This is a genomic window from Deinococcus sp. Arct2-2 (genome assembly GCF_004801315.1).
In the GTDB taxonomy this organism is placed as follows: Bacteria; Deinococcota; Deinococci; order Deinococcales; family Deinococcaceae; genus Deinococcus.
In genome coordinates, this window is the sequence record NZ_SSNW01000063.1 from 18,299 (window position 1) to 34,410 (window position 16,112).

The following is a 16,112-nucleotide window of genomic DNA, read 5'->3' on the forward strand; positions in this document are numbered from 1 at the left end:
TATCCAACGGATGGGATCAGAATTCAGCGGATTGGTCAGGTGCGTCCGGCAGGGGCGAGTCGGTTTCTCCTGACCCGGCACGGAAGCGGAAGGTACTTTCAGTTTGGTACAGCGGCCCGGTCTTACGGAGGATGGAGCGCGCCAACACTGCGCTGCTCGCCTGCCAGCCGAGATCGAAGGTTTTGGGCGGCACACGCGGGGCCGGGCCTTTTTTGCGGGCCAGCGTGATGTGTGCCTTAAAGGGCTGCTCGTCGGTGGCGAGGCCCAGTGCGGCGATGCCTTCGCGCAGTTGTGCGGCCAGTTCCGCCAGTCCCTCGGCTTCCACCTTCACGAACCACACGCGGGGACTGCCTTCGTTGGGAAAGTAGCCGGTGCCGCGCAACCGCACATCCAGCGTGCGTACGTTCAGCGTCAGGTCTGCGCCCAGTTTGCGGAGGTCACCCAAGCGTTCCGGCGGCACAGACGGCAAATACGCCAGCGTAACGTGCATCTGATCGGCCCGCACCGCCCGCCAGTTGCCCTTGAGGAGGGACTGGGTTTCGGCCAGCGGCGTGGAAATGTCGCGGGGTAGCGTGAGTGCATAAAACAGGCGCAGGCTAGGTTCCGGCGCAGGGGTTTCTATGCGTGCAGGACGCTCTGGCCGGGGCTGAGATTTGGAATTTTGGAATTTGGGATTTGGAGATTTGGATTGCTGAGGTTGAGATTTCGCGGCGGGCGCAGAAGTTTGCGGCCCCTGCTTGGGCTCAGGTTTAGGAGCGGGCCGGGTCATGCCTGCACCTGGCGGGTTTGCAGACTGCGGAGGGCCAAGGCCAGCGCCGCCATTGCCGCCCGCTCACGGACTTGGGGGGCGTCTCCGGGCCAGTTCAGGTGGGCTGTTTTTTGCAATTCACCCGTATCCAGCGCAATAAAAGTCTGTCCGGCGTGTTCGCCCGCTGTCGCCGTGACCACCGCCAAGCCCACCGCCGCGCCCAGATATTCACGCGCTCCGGCGGCCAGTTCGCGGGCGGCCTGCTCGCTGACTACACCGTGTGCATTGAGCGTGATGGGGGTCAGGCCGAGCGTAATCAGGCGGGCGTGGTCTACCGTGACGGCAGCGTCCAGAAAACCCGGTGCATCGGCCAACGCCGCACAAACTGTGCCGCCGCTGCCCGCCTCGATGACGCCGAGGGTGCGGCTTCCTAGGGCCTGAGTGAGTACCGAGGCCAACGTGTCGGAGTCTTCGCCCCAAATCCAGCGGGCCAGCATGCCGCGCACCCCCTCCAGCACAGGCAAAGCCAACGCTTCGGCTTCCTGCGCGGTGGGTGCACTGGCCGCCACACGCACATCCACACCGGTTTTGCGGGCGTAAGTGGCGACGCTGGGATTGGCCTGCCGGGTCAGTGCGCCCAACAGTTCGGCCACGTTGCTTTCCCCGATGCCCTGCGTGTGCAAAGTGACGGCATGGAAGGCGCGGGCAGGAAGAGGCAGGCGCGGCAAGACTTGTTCGCGCCACATGCGGTGCATCTCGAAGGGTGGGCCGGGGAGGGCAACCACAAGCTTGCCTGTATCTGCTACGCGCACGAACCAGCCCGGAGCCGTGCCCACCGGATTTGCCAAGGCTTCGGCGCTAGGAATCAGCCACGCCTGCTTGCGGTTCACTTCGGGCATGGCGCGGCCCCGGCTTTCGTACAGCCCGCGCAGGTGCGCCATCTGCTGCGGGTCTTCGGTGGGCGTTTCGCCCAGTGCAGCGGCAATGGCTTCACGGGTGAGGTCGTCGTCGGTGGGGCCGAGGCCGCCGCCCAAAATCACCAGATCGGCCCGCGACAACGCCAACGTAATCGCGTCTGTCACGCGGCCAAGGTTGTCTCCCAACACAGTTTTGCGGTGCAAAGTGACCCCCCTTTCCGCCAGTTCGCGGGCCAAGAACGCGGCATTGCTGTCGACGATTTCGCCCAGCAACAGCTCTGTTCCGACACTGATAATTTCTGCTAGCAGCATAACCACCTCACGCAAGTATAGGTCAAAACGAAACGAGATGCCAGTGCTGATGCCGGAGCGGACGCCCGATATGAAGGGGCGTCGGCAGGCGGAAGGAGTGGGAAACAATGACTCACCGGACGAGTGTAGGCCGGGGCAGGTTGCTGATGGCTGTGCTGCGGGGTGTGCTGGGTTTTGGAAAGCTGAGGAGTGCAAAAATTCAGCGACTGGAGCCGCTGACCTCGCCCTGCTTAGACCCTCAGACCCTAGACCCTTAGACCGCCTTACAAGTCGGCTGGTCAATAACGCCCCGCACGCCGAATGGATGCTCTAGGCTGTACGCCATGACCCTCTGGACGCCGCCGCCCGCGCCCCTGCCCCGGCCTGCTTTCGGCCCTGATCCGGCCCTGCTGCACCGCCTGACCCCCGATCTGACGCCCACGCAGGCGCAGCACGTGGCGATTCTGACGCCGCAGGGGATTACGGCCAACAGCGCGGCGTTGGCCGGAGCCTTGCGCTTTCACCGCTTCCCGCTGCATGCAGTTACAGGACTACCCATGCAGGCGACAGACGACGGCGGGCTGTCTGGACTGCTGGGCGGCCTCGTGCGTGCCCTGACTCCCGGCAAAGACGATGCAGAGGGCAAAAAAGGCGTGGCCGTGCATTGCCGCGACGAGAAGAGCGGGCCGTACCGCCGCGTGTACTCCAAGCCCGGTTATGCCTATCAGCACAGCACGGTGTACCTGCCAAGCGACGTAAAAGGCGAGATGAAAGAGGAAAAAGAGGCCGGACACGGCGACACGGCCTTTATTTATGCGGGCGGTTGGGGCGGCAAGGGCGGCGCAGTAGACGCCGGATTTCAGCACGGGCGCTATCTGGGCGGGCCGCAAGACGACTGGGCACCGTTCTTTTTGGTGCAGCAGATGGGCGGCCCCAGCGCCATCACGGTGTCGGACGAAAAGCAGGCCGGGGGCGCTCCTTGGCGGCTGTTGGCGGGCCAAGAAGCCCAACTGACCTTTTGGGTCACGCAGGACGCCGACCTGACCGTGCTGAGCATGAGCATTCAGGGCGAAACCAGTGTAGACCGCGCCCCGGCTACCCTCACGCTGCGTGCACCCATCGACGCCCGCTTTGGCTGGAGTGCCGAGGGCGGCGCAAACATCCTCAAGCGCATGACCACCATCGGGCAGAAGTACGGCCAGCAGAACCTGAGCACCGGAAGTTTTATGAAAGCGGTGCGCTGGCAGAGCAGCCAAGTAGGGATGACGGAGGCCGACGCCGGAGCATGGACGGCAGAACACACGGGCGGTTATTGCACCTTTCCCAGTAACGACGCCGGGGCCGAAGAAAGCCTCCGCAGCGACGGGCAGGGGCCGAAGTGGTCTATTCAGTTTCAGGATGCGGGCAATGAAACGGCCAGTATTTTCCTAAAGTAGGGCTGACTCGGAAACGGTGCCACACGATTTTTCCTCCTGCTCTTCTGAGGTGTCCCCTATGACTGCACGCCGCTGTTTTGCTGTTCTTGCCCTTGCACTCTGGGGGGCCGCGCACGCCACGCCGCTCCCCCTGACCAACGCTCCCGTTGTCGTGCGCTTTGAAAACTTGGCTTGGGTCAACGCCCTGACCGCGCTGCCTACCCTGCAAAACGGGCGCGTGCTGGTGCCGCCCGCCGAAGCCTGCGACCTGTTGGCGCTGACCTGCACCACGCGGGGCATGACCCTCACTGCTGCGGGCCAACCCATCATCTTGACTCGTGTGGGCGGCGCATTGATGACGCCTCTGGCCCCCTTAGTGCAACTGGCGGGCCAGCGCATCGGCTGGAATCCAGGGGCGCGGGTAGCCACCATTTACGGCGGCGCAGGCACTGGGAATCCGGGCGGCGCAGGCTGGCGCAGCGCCTTGAACGAGATCACGGCCCGCACTACACCCGGCGCGAAAATCTATGCTGGCCCCATCAGCGTCAGCACTGGCCCGCGCCAAAGCGGAGTGCCCACCGTGCCGCTGACCCTGAGTACCCAACAACCGCTGAACGAACTCACGCTGATCAGCAAGGCGGGCAACTCGCTGACCATCACCGGAAGCTTGGTCACGGGCACGGTAGACGTTCCCAACCCATTCATAGGCTGCCCACCCGGTCAAAGCTGCACCCTGCCCACCCGCCGAGACGCGCTGTGGACGCTGGCTTACGTGACGGTGCGGTAGGGCGTTGGCCTTGAGCAGCGTGTTCTAGTCGGGGCGTCATCCGAAACTAAAATAATTCCTTGACCTAGGGCGGGTTCGCCGCTTGTGGCCCCCTCACCCCGCTGTTTCACAGCGCCCCTCTCTGCTTCGCAGCTCTGCGAGTCCCGCAGGTAGAGAGGGCAAAACACATGTACGCAACTCTTTTTAATCCCGTATCATAGGGATCGTGGATCGTAAAACGTGGAAAAAGATGGAAGGGACGCCCATCAAGCTGCGTCTCTTCCATCTTTGTTTTTTCTGTTGACCTTCCCACTGACCACTTCCTACTCACCACTAACAGTCTGCTGTCTTGGCCCGCAACAACGAGCCGCAGAAACCCTCTCGCTCAGGCCGTGATGATGTCGATCTGCGCGGGTGCACGCACGCGGCGGCGCACGCCCTGCGCGTAGTCGGTCAGGTCTCCCAGCAAGTCACTGATGCCTACGCGCAGCAGATATTGACCACCGGGCAACGGAGACAGCGCCAAGAAGGGAGCGCGGGTCAGCGTGTCCAGAATGCTGGTCAGTTCGGCGGTATTCACGCCGCTGCCGAGGCGTTCCGCGAGCCTCTGCACACTGACGATGCTGTGCGCGGGCTGCTGAGACAGCGTGAGCAGCACGAAGGTAAAAGCGCCGCGCTGGGCGAGGTGGGCGCTGACGAGTTCCGCGATGCTGGCGGCACTTTCCAAGTCCAGATTGCCCGCACGCCAGTAGCCCCGCAGGTCTATGGCGCTGATGGGCGCAAGGCGGGCGTGTTCGGTCAGGGCCGCCAACGCTTCTTCGGTCAGGCGGGGAATGCCAGCGGCGGGGCGCTCCTGTTCGGTGGTGAGCAGGGCGCGGTGCAGGTCAGGCACGCCCGCTGCCTCCTTCCAAGTGGGCTGGGCCAGAGCCGCCAGCGTAGGCGCGATGAGTACCGTGTAGCTGTGCTGCGGCCCCAAGTCTGCCGTGAGGCGCAGCAGGCCGCCGCCCGGATGATCGAGGCGGTATCCAGTGAGGCGGGCGAGTTCCGTAACCATGCCTTCTGGGGTAGTGGGCATAGGCGGCAAAGTGGACGGCGCGTGCTGCTGCACCGCTGGAGCCGGAGCCGCTTTGATCTGCCTCGTATTGGATTCGGTGACACTCTGCACACCGTTCCCGTTGACATATCCGTTTGCACCCACTCCGTTTCCACCAACAGAGCCGTTTCCGTTCGTGTACCCGTTGTTCCCGCTGCCATTACTACCGATCAGCGCGCCGTTCAGACCGCTGCGGCTGGGCGTGATTCTGACCGTGTTGCTGGCTTGGGCGTGTGCAGCTTGAGCTTGGGCAACTTGAGCCGCCTGCGCTTGTCCGATTTGGGCCTGTCCAGCCTGCGCCGTGACCAATTGGGCCGTCAGGCGTTCGGTGGCCGGAAGCTGCACCGGGGCGGGGTCTCTCACTTCTGGCCGCACGTCTGCCCGAGACTCGGCCTGTGCTGCCGCCTTCACTTCAGTTCTAGGTTCAGAGCTTTCCGTGCGGGCCTGCTCCGCCTTGCCGGTTTCCTGCTTGACCTTCTCCAGCTTGGCCGCGTCTGCTTCGGCGTCGATTCGCTCCATCCGCACTTCCCGGACATGCGGCGTAGAGGACACGACCACCCGGCGCGATTCGGGGGTTTTGGGCAGCGTGCGCGGCGGCGGTTGTACGGCGTGCGGCTTCACGATGGATTCCACCTGATAACGCGACGGCGCGAGCGCGGTGAGCATCAGCACGTCGTTGACGCCCAAATGCTGCGCGTGGTACAGGCCGCCCAGCCCCCACACGCGCCCCCGCTCCCGGTCTACTTGCACGGCGTGTTCTTGGCCCCGGTCATCAACGAACTGGGCCGGGCCGCTCTGAGGAAAATGGCCTTCGATGTATTTGGCAAGGCGCAGGCTGCCTTCTTGCAAACAGGGCCGGGTAATGATGTAACGCATTGATTTCATGCGGGGGTTCCTCCGTTACAAGCGGCCCCGGTTGAGGCGGAGACGCGGTCATGCAGATTAATGTCTTCTTAAAGTAGCAGAAGAAAGGCCATGTCAAGTGCAGAAGCAAGGTCAATAAGTAAGTCAGGGGAAGTCTGTTAAGAGTTTTGGTTCATGACCTCTAGAACAGATCTAAGCTCAGGTTCACATGAAGTACATGAAGACAGACCGAATTCAGGCGTCCGTCTTTCTTCACGGCCCGAGAAACCTCGCCTCTCACGCATCCACGCTTTATTGTGGGCGCATGACTTCCAGCCCGCAAGCGACGGCCCTGACCTTGGTGCAGCAGTACTACGCCGCCTTTAATGCCGCCGACGCACCGGGCATGCTGGCCCTGCTCAGCGAGGACGTGCGCCACGACATCAACGAGGGCGAGACGCAGCTTGGCCGCGACACCTTCCGGGCCTTCCTTGCCAAAATGGACGCCCATTACCGCGAGCAGGCCGCCGACGTGGTGGTGATGGCGAGCGCAGACGGCACCCGCGCCGCCGCCGAATTCATCATTCACGGGGAATACTTGAAGACCGATGCGGGCTTGCCGGAAGCTGCTGGGCAACGCTACGTGCTGCCCGTAGGGGCGTTTTTTGAGGTTCGGGACGCTGGGCATGGCCCCCAAATCGCCCGTGTGACCAACTATTACAATCTGGCCGACTGGACGCGGCAGGTGGGCGGCTGAAGGTTGTCCCTATGAAGCCTGTGTCTATGCCCATCACCGTTCTTCCCGCGACTGGCGAGGAACTCCGCGCCGCGCTGCCCGAACTTGCACGGCTGCGGCAACAGGTGTTTCGGGCCTTCCCGTACTTGTACGAGGGCGACGCCGACTACGAAGAGAACTACCTGCGAACCTACCTGAATGCGCCGGGTGCGGTGGTGGCGTTGGCACGGGCAGCAGGCGGGCGCGTGGTGGGGGCCAGCACGGCCCTGCCGCTCCTGCAAGAAACGGCGGAGGTTCAGGCTCCCTTTGGCCCGCCTGAATTTGACCGCTCGGACGTGCTGTATCTGGGCGAAAGCGTGCTGCTGCCCGAATTTCGGGGGCGCGGCATCGGCCATCAGTTTTTTGAGGTGCGAGAAGCCCATGCCCGCACTCTTGGCCTCAGCGTGACGGCCTTTTGTGCCGTGCAGCGCGAGGAATCGCATCTGGCCCGCCCTGCCTATTACCGCCCACTGAACGCATTCTGGACGGCACGCGGCTACACCGAACGGCCCGATCTCCACACTCGGATGACGTGGCGGGATGTGGGGCAGGGGCAGGAGACGGCGAAGGACATGCGATTTTGGGTGAAGAGTGGGGAGCGTGGATCGTAGATCGTGGTCAACCCTCTTTTTCCACGATCCACACTCCACGATCTACCCACCACATTCCTACCCCAGCGCCTTCACTTCCGTTTGCAGCCCGTCGAGTGTGGCGCGGAGTTGCGCTCCCCGGACTTCCGCGCCCGCCAACCGTGCCTGCTCCTGCTCGGTAAAGCGGGTGTAGGGGCTGATGGCGTCGCGGAGTCTCGCGTCGGCGCGTTCTTGCTCACGCTCGAATTCCCGGCGCACGATCTGTTCTAGGGCAGCCCGCAAGGTGGCGATTTTTTGGCGCAGGCCGCGCTGGGCTTGCACGCGCTTGTTGGGCAATACGAACAGGCCGAGGCTGCCCAGCGTGAGGCCCGCCAGAATGCCGCCCGTAAAGTCGAGGGCGCTAGCCCCGATCAGTGCGCCGATGCCCGCGCCGATGCCGATGCCCCCGGCGAGGCCGCCCACCGCACCCTTCAGAGCGTCTTCGGCGTCACGCGAGAGCTGGCGGCCCAGTTCGTGTTCGGTGGTGGCCTCTAGGTGGTCTCGGGCGCTTCCACCGATGCCTTCCAACAGCGCGACTCGGTCGTAGCTGAAGCGGGTGCGGGCCACTTCGCTACTCGGCTGGCGGCGAATCAGGAAGGCCTGCACGTCTTCCCAAAAGTGCAAATTGGCCTCCACGAACCGGTCGATCATGCTGCCGAATTGCCTATCTATGGCATCGGGCAGGTCGGCCACCGCCTCGCGCCGGAACGAGTCTTCTAGGTCACGGCTGTTGATCAGGCCGCGCAGATTGCGAAAGGTCAGCTTGGCATCGATGAACTTGTCGGCCCGCACCTCAAATTCACTGAGCAGGCGGCCCATGCGGTTCAGTTGGCCGTCCAGTTCGCCCAACATTGTTTCGCGGTGGCGTTCGCGCTGGCCCTCTAGGTCGCGCAAAATCGCCACGTCTTCCCCCAAGGTTTGGCGGGCGGCGTGGGCGCGGGCTTCTTCGCCGCTCAGGATTTCGGCGGCGGTACCCAGCGGAGAAGCCAGTTTCAGGCGGGTGCGTTCGGTGTCCGAGAGCCGCATCTTGAGGACTTCGCGCAGGGCATGAAAGCCCGGATCGCCGCCGCGCTGCTCGCCCCGCGCAGAAATCAGCAGCACGGGCGGCGTAAGGCCCAGCACACCGCGTGCGCCCGCTTCCACAAACTCGCGCACCTGCGCTTTCTGGTCTTGCGTTTCCAGCAAATCCGATTTGTTGACCACCATGATCACGCTGCGGCCCCAGCGGGCAGCGAGGCTCAGAAATTGGCGCTCGGACTCGGTAAAGGGGCGGTCTGCACTGGTCAGAAACAGCACGAGGTCGGCACGTGGCAAAAACCCTTCCGTGAGCGCCTGGTGCTGCCGAATAATCGCGTTGGTGCCGGGGGTATCTACCAAAGCCACGCCTTCCAAACTGGGCAACGGATAGGTCAGGCGACTGACGAACGGATCACGGGTCGGCTCCATCGCGCCGGGTTTTTCGCCGTGTACCAGCACGTAAATCCGGTCGGTGGTGGGCGTCACGCCTTCGGGCAGCACGGACGCGCCCAGCAGGGCATTCACGAAACTGCTTTTGCCCGCATTGAACTCGCCCACCACCACCAGCAAAAACACTTCGTCGAGTGAGCGGGTGGCGGTGCGGGCGTAGTCCACGGCTTCAGGCGGTGCGCCCTGCGTCTCTAGGAACGCCTGAAGGTCGGCCAAAAGCGTGCGCTCTCGCGTGAGGATGTCTTGAACCCGGTCGGAAACCAGCATGCCTCTAGGGTACGCCGGGAGGCAGTGGGCAAGGCTGATGGGAGGTTGGGAATTGGGGCCGCGTGGAAACCCCCCAGTCTGCTTTGCAGCCAGCCCCCCTTAAGGGGAGCGCAAATGCTTGGGTCCTCCCCTTAAGGGGGGGCGTTGCGACAGCAACGGGGGGGGTTCACCTTCCAAATCAGATTAAAGCCGCGTGGAAACCCCCAGTCTGCTGTGCAGCCAGCCCCCCTTAAGGGGAGCGCAACAGCTCTTGTCCTCCCCTCTAAGGGGGGGCGTTGCGACAGCAACGGGGGGTTCACCTTCCCGCTAAACTCCTACCATGCTCCCCTTCCCTCCCCTCTCCCGCGCCGAACTGCGCCGCTATTCCCGGCCCCTGCTGGTGCCCGAATGGCAAGTAGCAGGCGCACAGGAACGGCTGCGGGCGGCCTCAGTATTGGTGGTGGGTGCAGGCGGATTGGGCGGCCCGGTGGTGCTGCAACTGGCGGGCGCGGGCGTGGGGCGCTTGGTGGTGGCCGACGCCGACACCGTAGATGTAAGCAACCTGCACCGTCAAACTCACTTTGAATTGGCCGACGTGGGGCGCAGCAAAGCAGCGGTGGCGGCGGCACGGGCGCAGGCCATCAACCCGTTTGTGCAGGTGCAGACCGCGCCCATGCTGACCGAGCAGAACGCCGACGCCCTGATAGCAGATGTGGACTTGGTTGTAGACGCTACCGACAACTTTGAAGCCCGTTACGCCCTAGCCGACGCCTGTGCGCGAGCGCAGAAAACTTCGGTGTGGGGGGCCGCCAGCGGGACGACTGGGCTGGTCAGCGTGTTTGGGCCAGATCCGGCGGGAAGTAAGTCCGTGCTTGGCCTGCGCGACGTGTTTCCCGTGCCAGAAGGGGCCGAGTCCTGCGCCGAAGCCGGGGTGCTGGGGCCACTACCCAACATCGTGGGCGGCATGATGGCACTGGAGGCGTTGAAGGTCTTGGGCGGCGTGGGGCAACCACTGTGGGGCAGAATTTGGACATTTGACGCCCTGTGTGCAGAAGTCCGGGTGCTCAAACTGCGCCCCAACCCTCTGTGATGGGGGTAAGTCGACTTTAAGAGTCTACTCATTTTATACTCATCGCTTTTGTCCAGTTTTAAGGGGATTTTTCACATTCGGCCTGCTTTTGTCGCTAAGGGAACAGCAGGTAAATAAGGGAAAACACCCCCGCCAGCGCACCTTTCCGGGTTTGCTTAAGCTCAAACGTGTGTTACTGTCCATTTGAGCTGAGCAGCTGCTCACAATTCATCCCCCGGAGGCCCACCCATGACCAAAAACACCAAACCTGCCGCCAAGAAACCTGCTGCCAGCAAGACGGCTCCAAAAGCGGGAAGCAAGGCCCCTAAAACGGCACCTGCACCTGCCGCCGCCACCAAAGTCGCCAAGACCCAGATCATCGATCTGGTGGCCGACGCCACCACGCTGAGCAAGAAGCAAGCCGCCGAAGCCGTGTCCACCATGCTGGATTTGGTGGTTTCTGCCCTCAAAGACGGCAAAAGCGTGGGCCTCCCCGGCCTCGGCACCCTCAGCGTGGCCGCCACCGCCGAGCGTCAGGGCGTGCGCCCCGGTACCAGCGACAAAATCACCATTCCTGCGGGCAAAAAGGTTCGGTTCAAGGTAGCCAGCACCCTCAAGGGCACGCTCTAACCTTCACTCTTTTCCTGTTATTCAGTCACCCTCAGAGGCTTGAGGGTGATTTTTCTTGTTCCACTTCGATCTTCACATAGCTCGGTGTGTTTATCAAAGTAGTTGACAAAAGTTATATACTTTAGAGCGACAAGAGTTTTGCCTGACCAGCTGGGTCGCCTCGGCCTTTATGCGGGCTTCATCTAGCTTACCGGCGCGACCCTTTTGTCATACGCCCTACACGCCCTGCCCTGTGCTGCCCAGTACGGTGACCTAAACCGGAGGCCCACCCATGAAGACGTTGCTAATTGTTTCCTTGAGTTTGTTAGTCAGTACCGCCGCCGCCAAGCCCATCGTGGTGGGCAGCAAGCTTGACCCCGAAGCACAGATTTTGGGCCAGATAATCGTGTTGACCCTCAAAAACGCTGGACTGGACGTGACCGACAAGACCAACTTGGGCGACACCGGAGTGAACCGCAAGGCGATTTTGGCCGGAGAAATCGATGTGTATCCCGAATACACCGGGAATGCTGTGTATCTGTTTCCTGCAGCCAAAATTACGCCCAAGCAGGCGGGCAGCCCCGGCGTGATCTACGGCTTTGCCCGCCAATTGGATGTCAAAAACGGGATTTCGTGGTTGAAACCCGCCAACGTGAACAACACGTGGGTCATTGCCGTGCCGCAGGCCTTCGCGTCGGCCCAGAAGCTTGCCAGCGTCACCGATCTCGCCAAATACCTGAACGGCGGCGGCAAATTCAAGATCGCGGGCAGCCCCGAATTCTTCAATCGCCCCGATACCATGCCCGCCTTCGAGGAAGTCTACGGCTTTAAGCTGAAGGCTGACCAAAAACTGACGCTGGCAGGCGCGACGCCGCCTCAGACACAGCAAGCCGCAGCCAGCGGCACCAACGGCGTAAACGCGGCAATGGCTTACGGCACCGACGGCAGCCTGTCGGCCCTGAAACTGGTGGCCCTCAAAGACCCCAAAGGCGCACAGGCCGTGTACCAGCCCGCGCCGATTATTCGCACGGCGACCCTGAAGGCCAACCCGCAAATAGAGGCGCTGCTGAACAAGACCTTCGCCACGCTGACGCAGGCCACGCTGCAGGGGCTGAACGCACAGGTGGCGCTGGAAGGCCGCACTGCACAGAATGTGGCCCAGACGTACCTCAAGAGCAAAGGCCTGATCAAGTAAGCATGGACAGCGGCGGCGGCAGGTGGCGTGGGTTCTTCCCGATCTGGGATCAGCCCCGCCTTCAGGCCGCCGCGTGAGCAAGCCGACTCCAACAGGGGCGGGGGGCAATCGGCCCTCCGCCCCACTGCTGTCGGTGACTAAAAATGCGGTCAGAGGCGATGTGCCGCAAGTATTGGTTCTCGCCGCGCTGCCCCTACTGGCGGGCGCGGCGCTGCCTTGGGTGCTGCTGCGCCCCAACCGCCTTGCCCCCGGCGAGTACCTGCGGTTGCCTCCCGCACTGCTGGCCCTGATGTTGGTGCTGGCGCTGCTGCCCCTGTTGGCCGCCCGCTTTTTGCCGCGCCTAACGTGGTTGGCGGCAGGACTGGCGGTGGTGGCCGTGTTCTGGGTAGTGGGCCTGCAAACCCGTTGCGCCCTTGTGGGTCAGGCCGAGTTTGCGCGGGCCAGTGCAGCGGCGGGCGTGTGGCTGAGTGGACTGGGCGCACTGATCGCCGTTTATGGTGCGGGCCTGCTGTTGGTGGGCAGACAAAAGCTGCTGGCTTGGGCGTGGGTGCCCGCTGTGTTGGCGCTGGTCTGGGCGGGCCACCTGTCGGGCTGGTCGGTGCTGGTAGAAGCCCGCAACGAAGGCCCGCGCTGGGTGCAGGAACTCGCGCAACATCTGCGGCTGGTAGGCACGGCGCTGGGCCTGTCTACCCTGATCGGCGTGCCGTTGGCGGTGTGGGCAGCGGGGCGAGAGCGCGTGGCGGTGGCCGTGCTGGGCCTCGCCAACGCCATTCAAACGCTACCCAGTTTGGCACTGTTGGGCCTACTGATCGCGCCACTTTCGGCCCTTTCCAACGCGTTTCCGGCGTTGCGTGCGGCGGGTATCTCGGGCATCGGGGTGGCTCCGGCACTGACCGCCATGACGCTGTATGCCCTGCTGCCGATCCTCAGAAACGGCGTGGTGGCGCTGCGGGGCGTGCCAGCAGGCGCAGTGGACGCCGCACGCGGCATGGGCATGACGGGCCGCCAGATTTTTTGGCGCGTGCAGGTGCCGCTGGCACTTCCTGTATGGCTCACGGGGATTCGTCAGGCCGCCGTGCTGCTGGTGGGCGTGGCGTCGGTGGCCGCCCTGATCGGCGCGGGCGGGCTGGGCACCTATATTTTTAAGGGCCTGCAAAGTGCCGCCGCCGACCTGATTTTGCTGGGAGCCGTGCCCGCTGCGCTGCTGGCCATTGGCGTAGACGCGGCCCTGCGCGGGCTGGAAGTCTGGCTGGGCCGCCGGTTCGGGCGCGTGGGCTGATGGGTGTGTATCCTCATCATTTGGAGTTTCTATGAAGAACCAGAGTCTCTTATGATCGAGTTGCAAGGCCTAGAAAAACGCTACGGCGACAGCTTCGCCGTGCGCGACCTGAATCTGGTGTTTGCCGAGGGCGAACTGACGGCGCTGTTGGGGCCGTCTGGCTGCGGCAAAACCACCACCTTACGCATGATTAACCGCCTGATCGAACCGACGGGCGGGCGGGTGCTGCTGCGCGGGCAAGACACGCATACGCTGAAGCCGGAAACCCTGCGGCGCGGCATCGGCTACGTGATTCAGCAAATCGGGCTGTTTCCCCATCTGAACGTGGCCCAAAACGTGGCGACGGTGCCTGACCTGTTGGGCCGCCCCGCCCGCGACACAGAGCGCCGTGTGGATGAACTGCTTGATCTGGTGGGCCTAAGCCCCGCCGAATACCGCTTCAAAAAGCCCGCCGAGCTGTCGGGAGGTCAGGCGCAGCGGGTAGGCGTGGCCCGCGCCCTCGCCGCCGATCCGCCCGTGCTGCTGATGGACGAACCCTTCGGCGCACTTGATCCGCTGGCCCGCGACAAGCTGCAAGACGCCTTCCGCGACATTCAGCGACGCCTGAAAAAGACCGTGATTATGGTGACGCACGACATAGACGAGGCGCTGAGGTTGGCTGACCGGATTGCCCTGATGAATGCCGGAGAACTGGCCCAATTCGGCACGCCCGACGACCTGATCCACCGCCCCGCCTCCGACTTCGTGCGGCAATTTTTGGGCGAAGACGCGGCGCTGCGCCAACTGGCAGGCCGCCGCGCCGCCGACTTTGCCCACCCCGGCGACCCGGCTGGCCTGCCCACCGTAGATGCCCAACTGGACGCCCGCAGCGCACTGGGCATCATGCTGCGCGAAGGTGCAGATGCGTTGGCTGTGACCCAAGCGGGAGAGTCCATCGGCATTCTGCGCTGGAGCGATTTGCAGACCATACCTATGCAGCCGCCCATCTCCATTCGGGATGAAGTGACGTGACCTCTTCCAGCCTCACGGCGGCACGGACGGGGAGGCGGCGCTGGCCTTGGGGCGTGTTGCTGTGGCCCTCGCTGCTGCTGCTGTGCCTCATTCCGGGCGTGTTGCCGCGCTTGCTGGCCCCCCTTAATCTGGGCGAATTGACTGCTTTCGACCCTCCCCTGTGGCGGCTCACGCTGACCCATCTGGGCTTGGTGGCGCTGGCAACTGGCGTGGTGCTGGGCCTCGGCGTGCCGCTGGCGGTGGCGGTGACCCGGCCCGGACGGGTGGCGCTACGACAGTTGGCCGAAACGCTGGTGGGGTTGGGTCAAACCGTGCCCACCTTCGCGATCTTGGCGCTGGCCGTCCCTGCGTTGGGCTTCGGTTGGAAACCAACTCTGCTGGGCCTGATCGTCTATGGATTGGTTCCGGTGGTCAGCAACGGAATCGCGGGGCTTCAGTCCGTAGATACCAGCGCCCTAGACGCCGCACGCGGTATGGGCATGACGGGCCGCCAACGCTTACTGCGGGTTGAATTGCCGCTGGCGCTGCCTGTGCTGCTGGCGGGTGTGCGAACCAGCACAGTCTATAACGTCGGCACGGCTACCGTAGGAGCGGCACTGGGCGCGGGCGGACTGGGCGAGCCGATCATCAACGGCCTGTCTCAGCAGAATACGGCGCTGGTGCTGGTGGGCGCGGTACTCTCGGCGCTGCTGGCCCTCAGCCTAGACGCAGTGCTGGGCTTGTTCGCCCCCAGAACATAGGAAGCGAGCTGCTGATCTCCTCCCCTTTCTGTTCCTTCTCTCACAGTTTGGGTATAAGGTGAGAATCATGCAGCCTTGGCAGACGCTGAAGATCGTCCAGAGAACCGGACGCCAAACTGCATCTGTTTGCCTTGACCTCACGGCTCCCTCTCCTTCAGACTGAACTCCACGGCCCGGCGTCTTGCTGGGCCGCTGCTTTTGGCCAGACCGCAGGGAAGAACAGTGGGGAGAGATGGATACGGCACACAGACCCGACGCCTTCCTTAGAAGCGAGTGGCGCACCACCGTTCCCGCGCCGCACCCCCTCCACAGCAGGCCGCACAGAGGTGAACACCTTGAAGCAACACGCCTTTCAGACTGGTGACCGCGTCGTTCTTCCCCCCTACGGTATAGGTGTCGTGAGCGGCACTTGCCAGCGCCCGGTGGCGGGGCAGTCTCACGCCTACTATCAGGTAGATTTTCCAAATACGTCCAGCCGCGCCTATGTTCCGGTGTCTTCACCCGACGAAACGGGCATGAGGGCCGCCCTGACCGCCTGCGATATGCCCGCCTTACTCAAACATCTCAGCTTCAGCGTCAATGACCTGAATTTGCCGCGCCAGTGGGCCGCACGCCACCGCCGCGTCACCGAGATTTTGGTCAGTGGTGACCCTTACGAGTTGGCGACGTTAACGGGTGAACTCCGCCGCTGGAATGTAGAACGCGGCTTGCCTGACCTAGACCGTCAAGCGTTCCGGCGAGCCATCAAGCTGCTTGAGCAAGAAGTGAACGGCTTAGAAGACCAGTGCGCCCACGACGTGCAAAACTTCTTAGATTTAGCTTGGAAAGAGACACCTCAGTAACATAGAAAAACAGCAAGCCCGCATAAGAAGACTATTCTCATGCGGGCCTGTTGGGGGCAAAGCGAAGTCCCCCGCGTGTGCGGGGGACTGAGGGTGGGCATCAGGGAAGTGAAGAGCAGGATACGGAACGAAGAAAGGAGGTGATCCAACCGCACCTTCCGGTACAGTTACCTTGTT

15 protein-coding genes are annotated in these 16,112 nt (G+C 63.2%); 11 read left to right on the forward strand and 4 right to left on the reverse strand.

The window, feature by feature from the left end:
- Positions 1-16: 16 nt before the first annotated feature.
- Complete coding sequence (gene thpR, locus E7T06_RS19875; protein WP_136367501.1) at positions 17-769, reverse strand: RNA 2',3'-cyclic phosphodiesterase; 753 nt, start codon at positions 767-769, stop codon at positions 17-19.
- Positions 766-1,977 carry a CinA family nicotinamide mononucleotide deamidase-related protein gene (locus E7T06_RS19880; protein ID WP_136367502.1) on the reverse strand — a complete coding sequence of 404 codons (1,212 nt, stop codon included), beginning with the start codon at positions 1,975-1,977 and terminating at the stop codon, positions 766-768. Before E7T06_RS19880 ends, thpR begins: the two co-directional genes overlap by 4 nt.
- A 323-nt stretch (positions 1,978-2,300) precedes the next feature.
- On the opposite strand from E7T06_RS19880, the gene E7T06_RS19885 reads away from it, so the two are divergent.
- Both E7T06_RS19885 and E7T06_RS19890 read left to right on the forward strand, forming a co-directional pair.
- Complete coding sequence (locus tag E7T06_RS19885) at positions 2,301-3,392, forward strand: hypothetical protein (RefSeq protein WP_136367503.1); 1,092 nt, start codon at positions 2,301-2,303, stop codon at positions 3,390-3,392.
- 58 nt (positions 3,393-3,450) lie between these two features.
- Positions 3,451-4,158 (forward strand): hypothetical protein, encoded by a 708-nt coding sequence (locus E7T06_RS19890; protein ID WP_136367504.1) that lies wholly within the window; start codon positions 3,451-3,453, stop codon positions 4,156-4,158.
- A gap of 364 nt (positions 4,159-4,522) precedes the next feature.
- On the opposite strand, the gene E7T06_RS19895 is transcribed toward E7T06_RS19890, so the two are convergent.
- On the reverse strand, positions 4,523-6,115 hold the full coding sequence (locus E7T06_RS19895) for a hypothetical protein (RefSeq protein WP_136367505.1): 1,593 nt from the start codon (positions 6,113-6,115) through the stop codon (positions 4,523-4,525).
- A 283-nt stretch (positions 6,116-6,398) separates the two neighbouring features.
- On the opposite strand from E7T06_RS19895, the gene E7T06_RS19900 reads away from it, so the two are divergent.
- Both E7T06_RS19900 and E7T06_RS19905 read left to right on the forward strand, forming a co-directional pair.
- Entirely contained in the window at positions 6,399-6,830 is a 432-nt protein-coding gene (locus E7T06_RS19900; protein WP_136367506.1) for a ketosteroid isomerase-related protein, read from the forward strand.
- Between the two features lie 11 nt (positions 6,831-6,841).
- A complete protein-coding gene (locus E7T06_RS19905) occupies positions 6,842-7,459 on the forward strand; it encodes a GNAT family N-acetyltransferase (protein WP_346763223.1) in 618 nt (205 codons plus the stop codon).
- A gap of 57 nt (positions 7,460-7,516) precedes the next feature.
- Here the strand turns inward: E7T06_RS19905 and E7T06_RS19910 are convergent, their stop codons facing one another.
- Positions 7,517-9,211 carry a dynamin family protein gene (locus tag E7T06_RS19910; protein WP_136367507.1) on the reverse strand — a complete coding sequence of 565 codons (1,695 nt, stop codon included), beginning with the start codon at positions 9,209-9,211 and terminating at the stop codon, positions 7,517-7,519.
- 319 nt (positions 9,212-9,530) lie between these two features.
- Here E7T06_RS19910 and E7T06_RS19915 point away from each other — a divergent pair, with 319 nt between their 5' ends.
- The 7 genes from E7T06_RS19915 to E7T06_RS19945 all read left to right on the forward strand — a co-directional run bounded on the left by E7T06_RS19915 (position 9,531) and on the right by E7T06_RS19945 (position 15,935).
- Positions 9,531-10,280, forward strand: coding sequence for a HesA/MoeB/ThiF family protein (locus E7T06_RS19915; protein ID WP_136367508.1), 750 nt, complete (start codon positions 9,531-9,533; stop codon positions 10,278-10,280).
- A 228-nt stretch (positions 10,281-10,508) separates the two neighbouring features.
- Positions 10,509-10,889, forward strand: coding sequence for an HU family DNA-binding protein (locus tag E7T06_RS19920; RefSeq protein ID WP_136367509.1), 381 nt, complete (start codon positions 10,509-10,511; stop codon positions 10,887-10,889).
- 271 nt (positions 10,890-11,160) lie between these two features.
- Positions 11,161-12,063, forward strand: a complete 903-nt coding sequence (locus tag E7T06_RS19925; protein WP_136367510.1) for a glycine betaine ABC transporter substrate-binding protein — start codon at positions 11,161-11,163, stop codon at positions 12,061-12,063.
- A gap of 133 nt (positions 12,064-12,196) precedes the next feature.
- Positions 12,197-13,342 (forward strand): ABC transporter permease, encoded by a 1,146-nt coding sequence (locus tag E7T06_RS19930; RefSeq protein WP_240741193.1) that lies wholly within the window; start codon positions 12,197-12,199, stop codon positions 13,340-13,342.
- A 51-nt stretch (positions 13,343-13,393) separates the two neighbouring features.
- Entirely contained in the window at positions 13,394-14,353 is a 960-nt protein-coding gene (locus E7T06_RS19935) for an ABC transporter ATP-binding protein (RefSeq protein WP_136367511.1), read from the forward strand.
- On the forward strand, positions 14,350-15,093 hold the full coding sequence (locus tag E7T06_RS19940) for an ABC transporter permease (RefSeq protein WP_240741194.1): 744 nt from the start codon (positions 14,350-14,352) through the stop codon (positions 15,091-15,093). Before E7T06_RS19935 ends, E7T06_RS19940 begins: the two co-directional genes overlap by 4 nt.
- A 335-nt stretch (positions 15,094-15,428) precedes the next feature.
- Positions 15,429-15,935, forward strand: coding sequence for a CarD family transcriptional regulator (locus tag E7T06_RS19945; RefSeq protein WP_136367512.1), 507 nt, complete (start codon positions 15,429-15,431; stop codon positions 15,933-15,935).
- The last annotated feature ends 177 nt before the right edge of the window (positions 15,936-16,112 follow it).

Bases quoted from the DNA above. Each gene is read 5' to 3' on its own strand.
- thpR (WP_136367501.1), bottom strand. From the start codon at position 769: ATGACCCGGCCCGCTCCTAAACCTGAGCCCAAGCAGGGGCCGCAAACT.
- E7T06_RS19880 (WP_136367502.1), bottom strand. From the start codon at position 1,977: ATGCTGCTAGCAGAAATTATCAGTGTCGGAACAGAGCTGTTGCTGGGC.
- E7T06_RS19885 (WP_136367503.1), top strand. From the start codon at position 2,301: ATGACCCTCTGGACGCCGCCGCCCGCGCCCCTGCCCCGGCCTGCTTTC.
- E7T06_RS19890 (WP_136367504.1), top strand. From the start codon at position 3,451: ATGACTGCACGCCGCTGTTTTGCTGTTCTTGCCCTTGCACTCTGGGGG.
- E7T06_RS19895 (WP_136367505.1), bottom strand. From the start codon at position 6,115: ATGAAATCAATGCGTTACATCATTACCCGGCCCTGTTTGCAAGAAGGC.
- E7T06_RS19900 (WP_136367506.1), top strand. From the start codon at position 6,399: ATGACTTCCAGCCCGCAAGCGACGGCCCTGACCTTGGTGCAGCAGTAC.
- E7T06_RS19905 (WP_346763223.1), top strand. From the start codon at position 6,842: ATGAAGCCTGTGTCTATGCCCATCACCGTTCTTCCCGCGACTGGCGAG.
- E7T06_RS19910 (WP_136367507.1), bottom strand. From the start codon at position 9,211: ATGCTGGTTTCCGACCGGGTTCAAGACATCCTCACGCGAGAGCGCACG.
- E7T06_RS19915 (WP_136367508.1), top strand. From the start codon at position 9,531: ATGCTCCCCTTCCCTCCCCTCTCCCGCGCCGAACTGCGCCGCTATTCC.
- E7T06_RS19920 (WP_136367509.1), top strand. From the start codon at position 10,509: ATGACCAAAAACACCAAACCTGCCGCCAAGAAACCTGCTGCCAGCAAG.
- E7T06_RS19925 (WP_136367510.1), top strand. From the start codon at position 11,161: ATGAAGACGTTGCTAATTGTTTCCTTGAGTTTGTTAGTCAGTACCGCC.
- E7T06_RS19935 (WP_136367511.1), top strand. From the start codon at position 13,394: ATGATCGAGTTGCAAGGCCTAGAAAAACGCTACGGCGACAGCTTCGCC.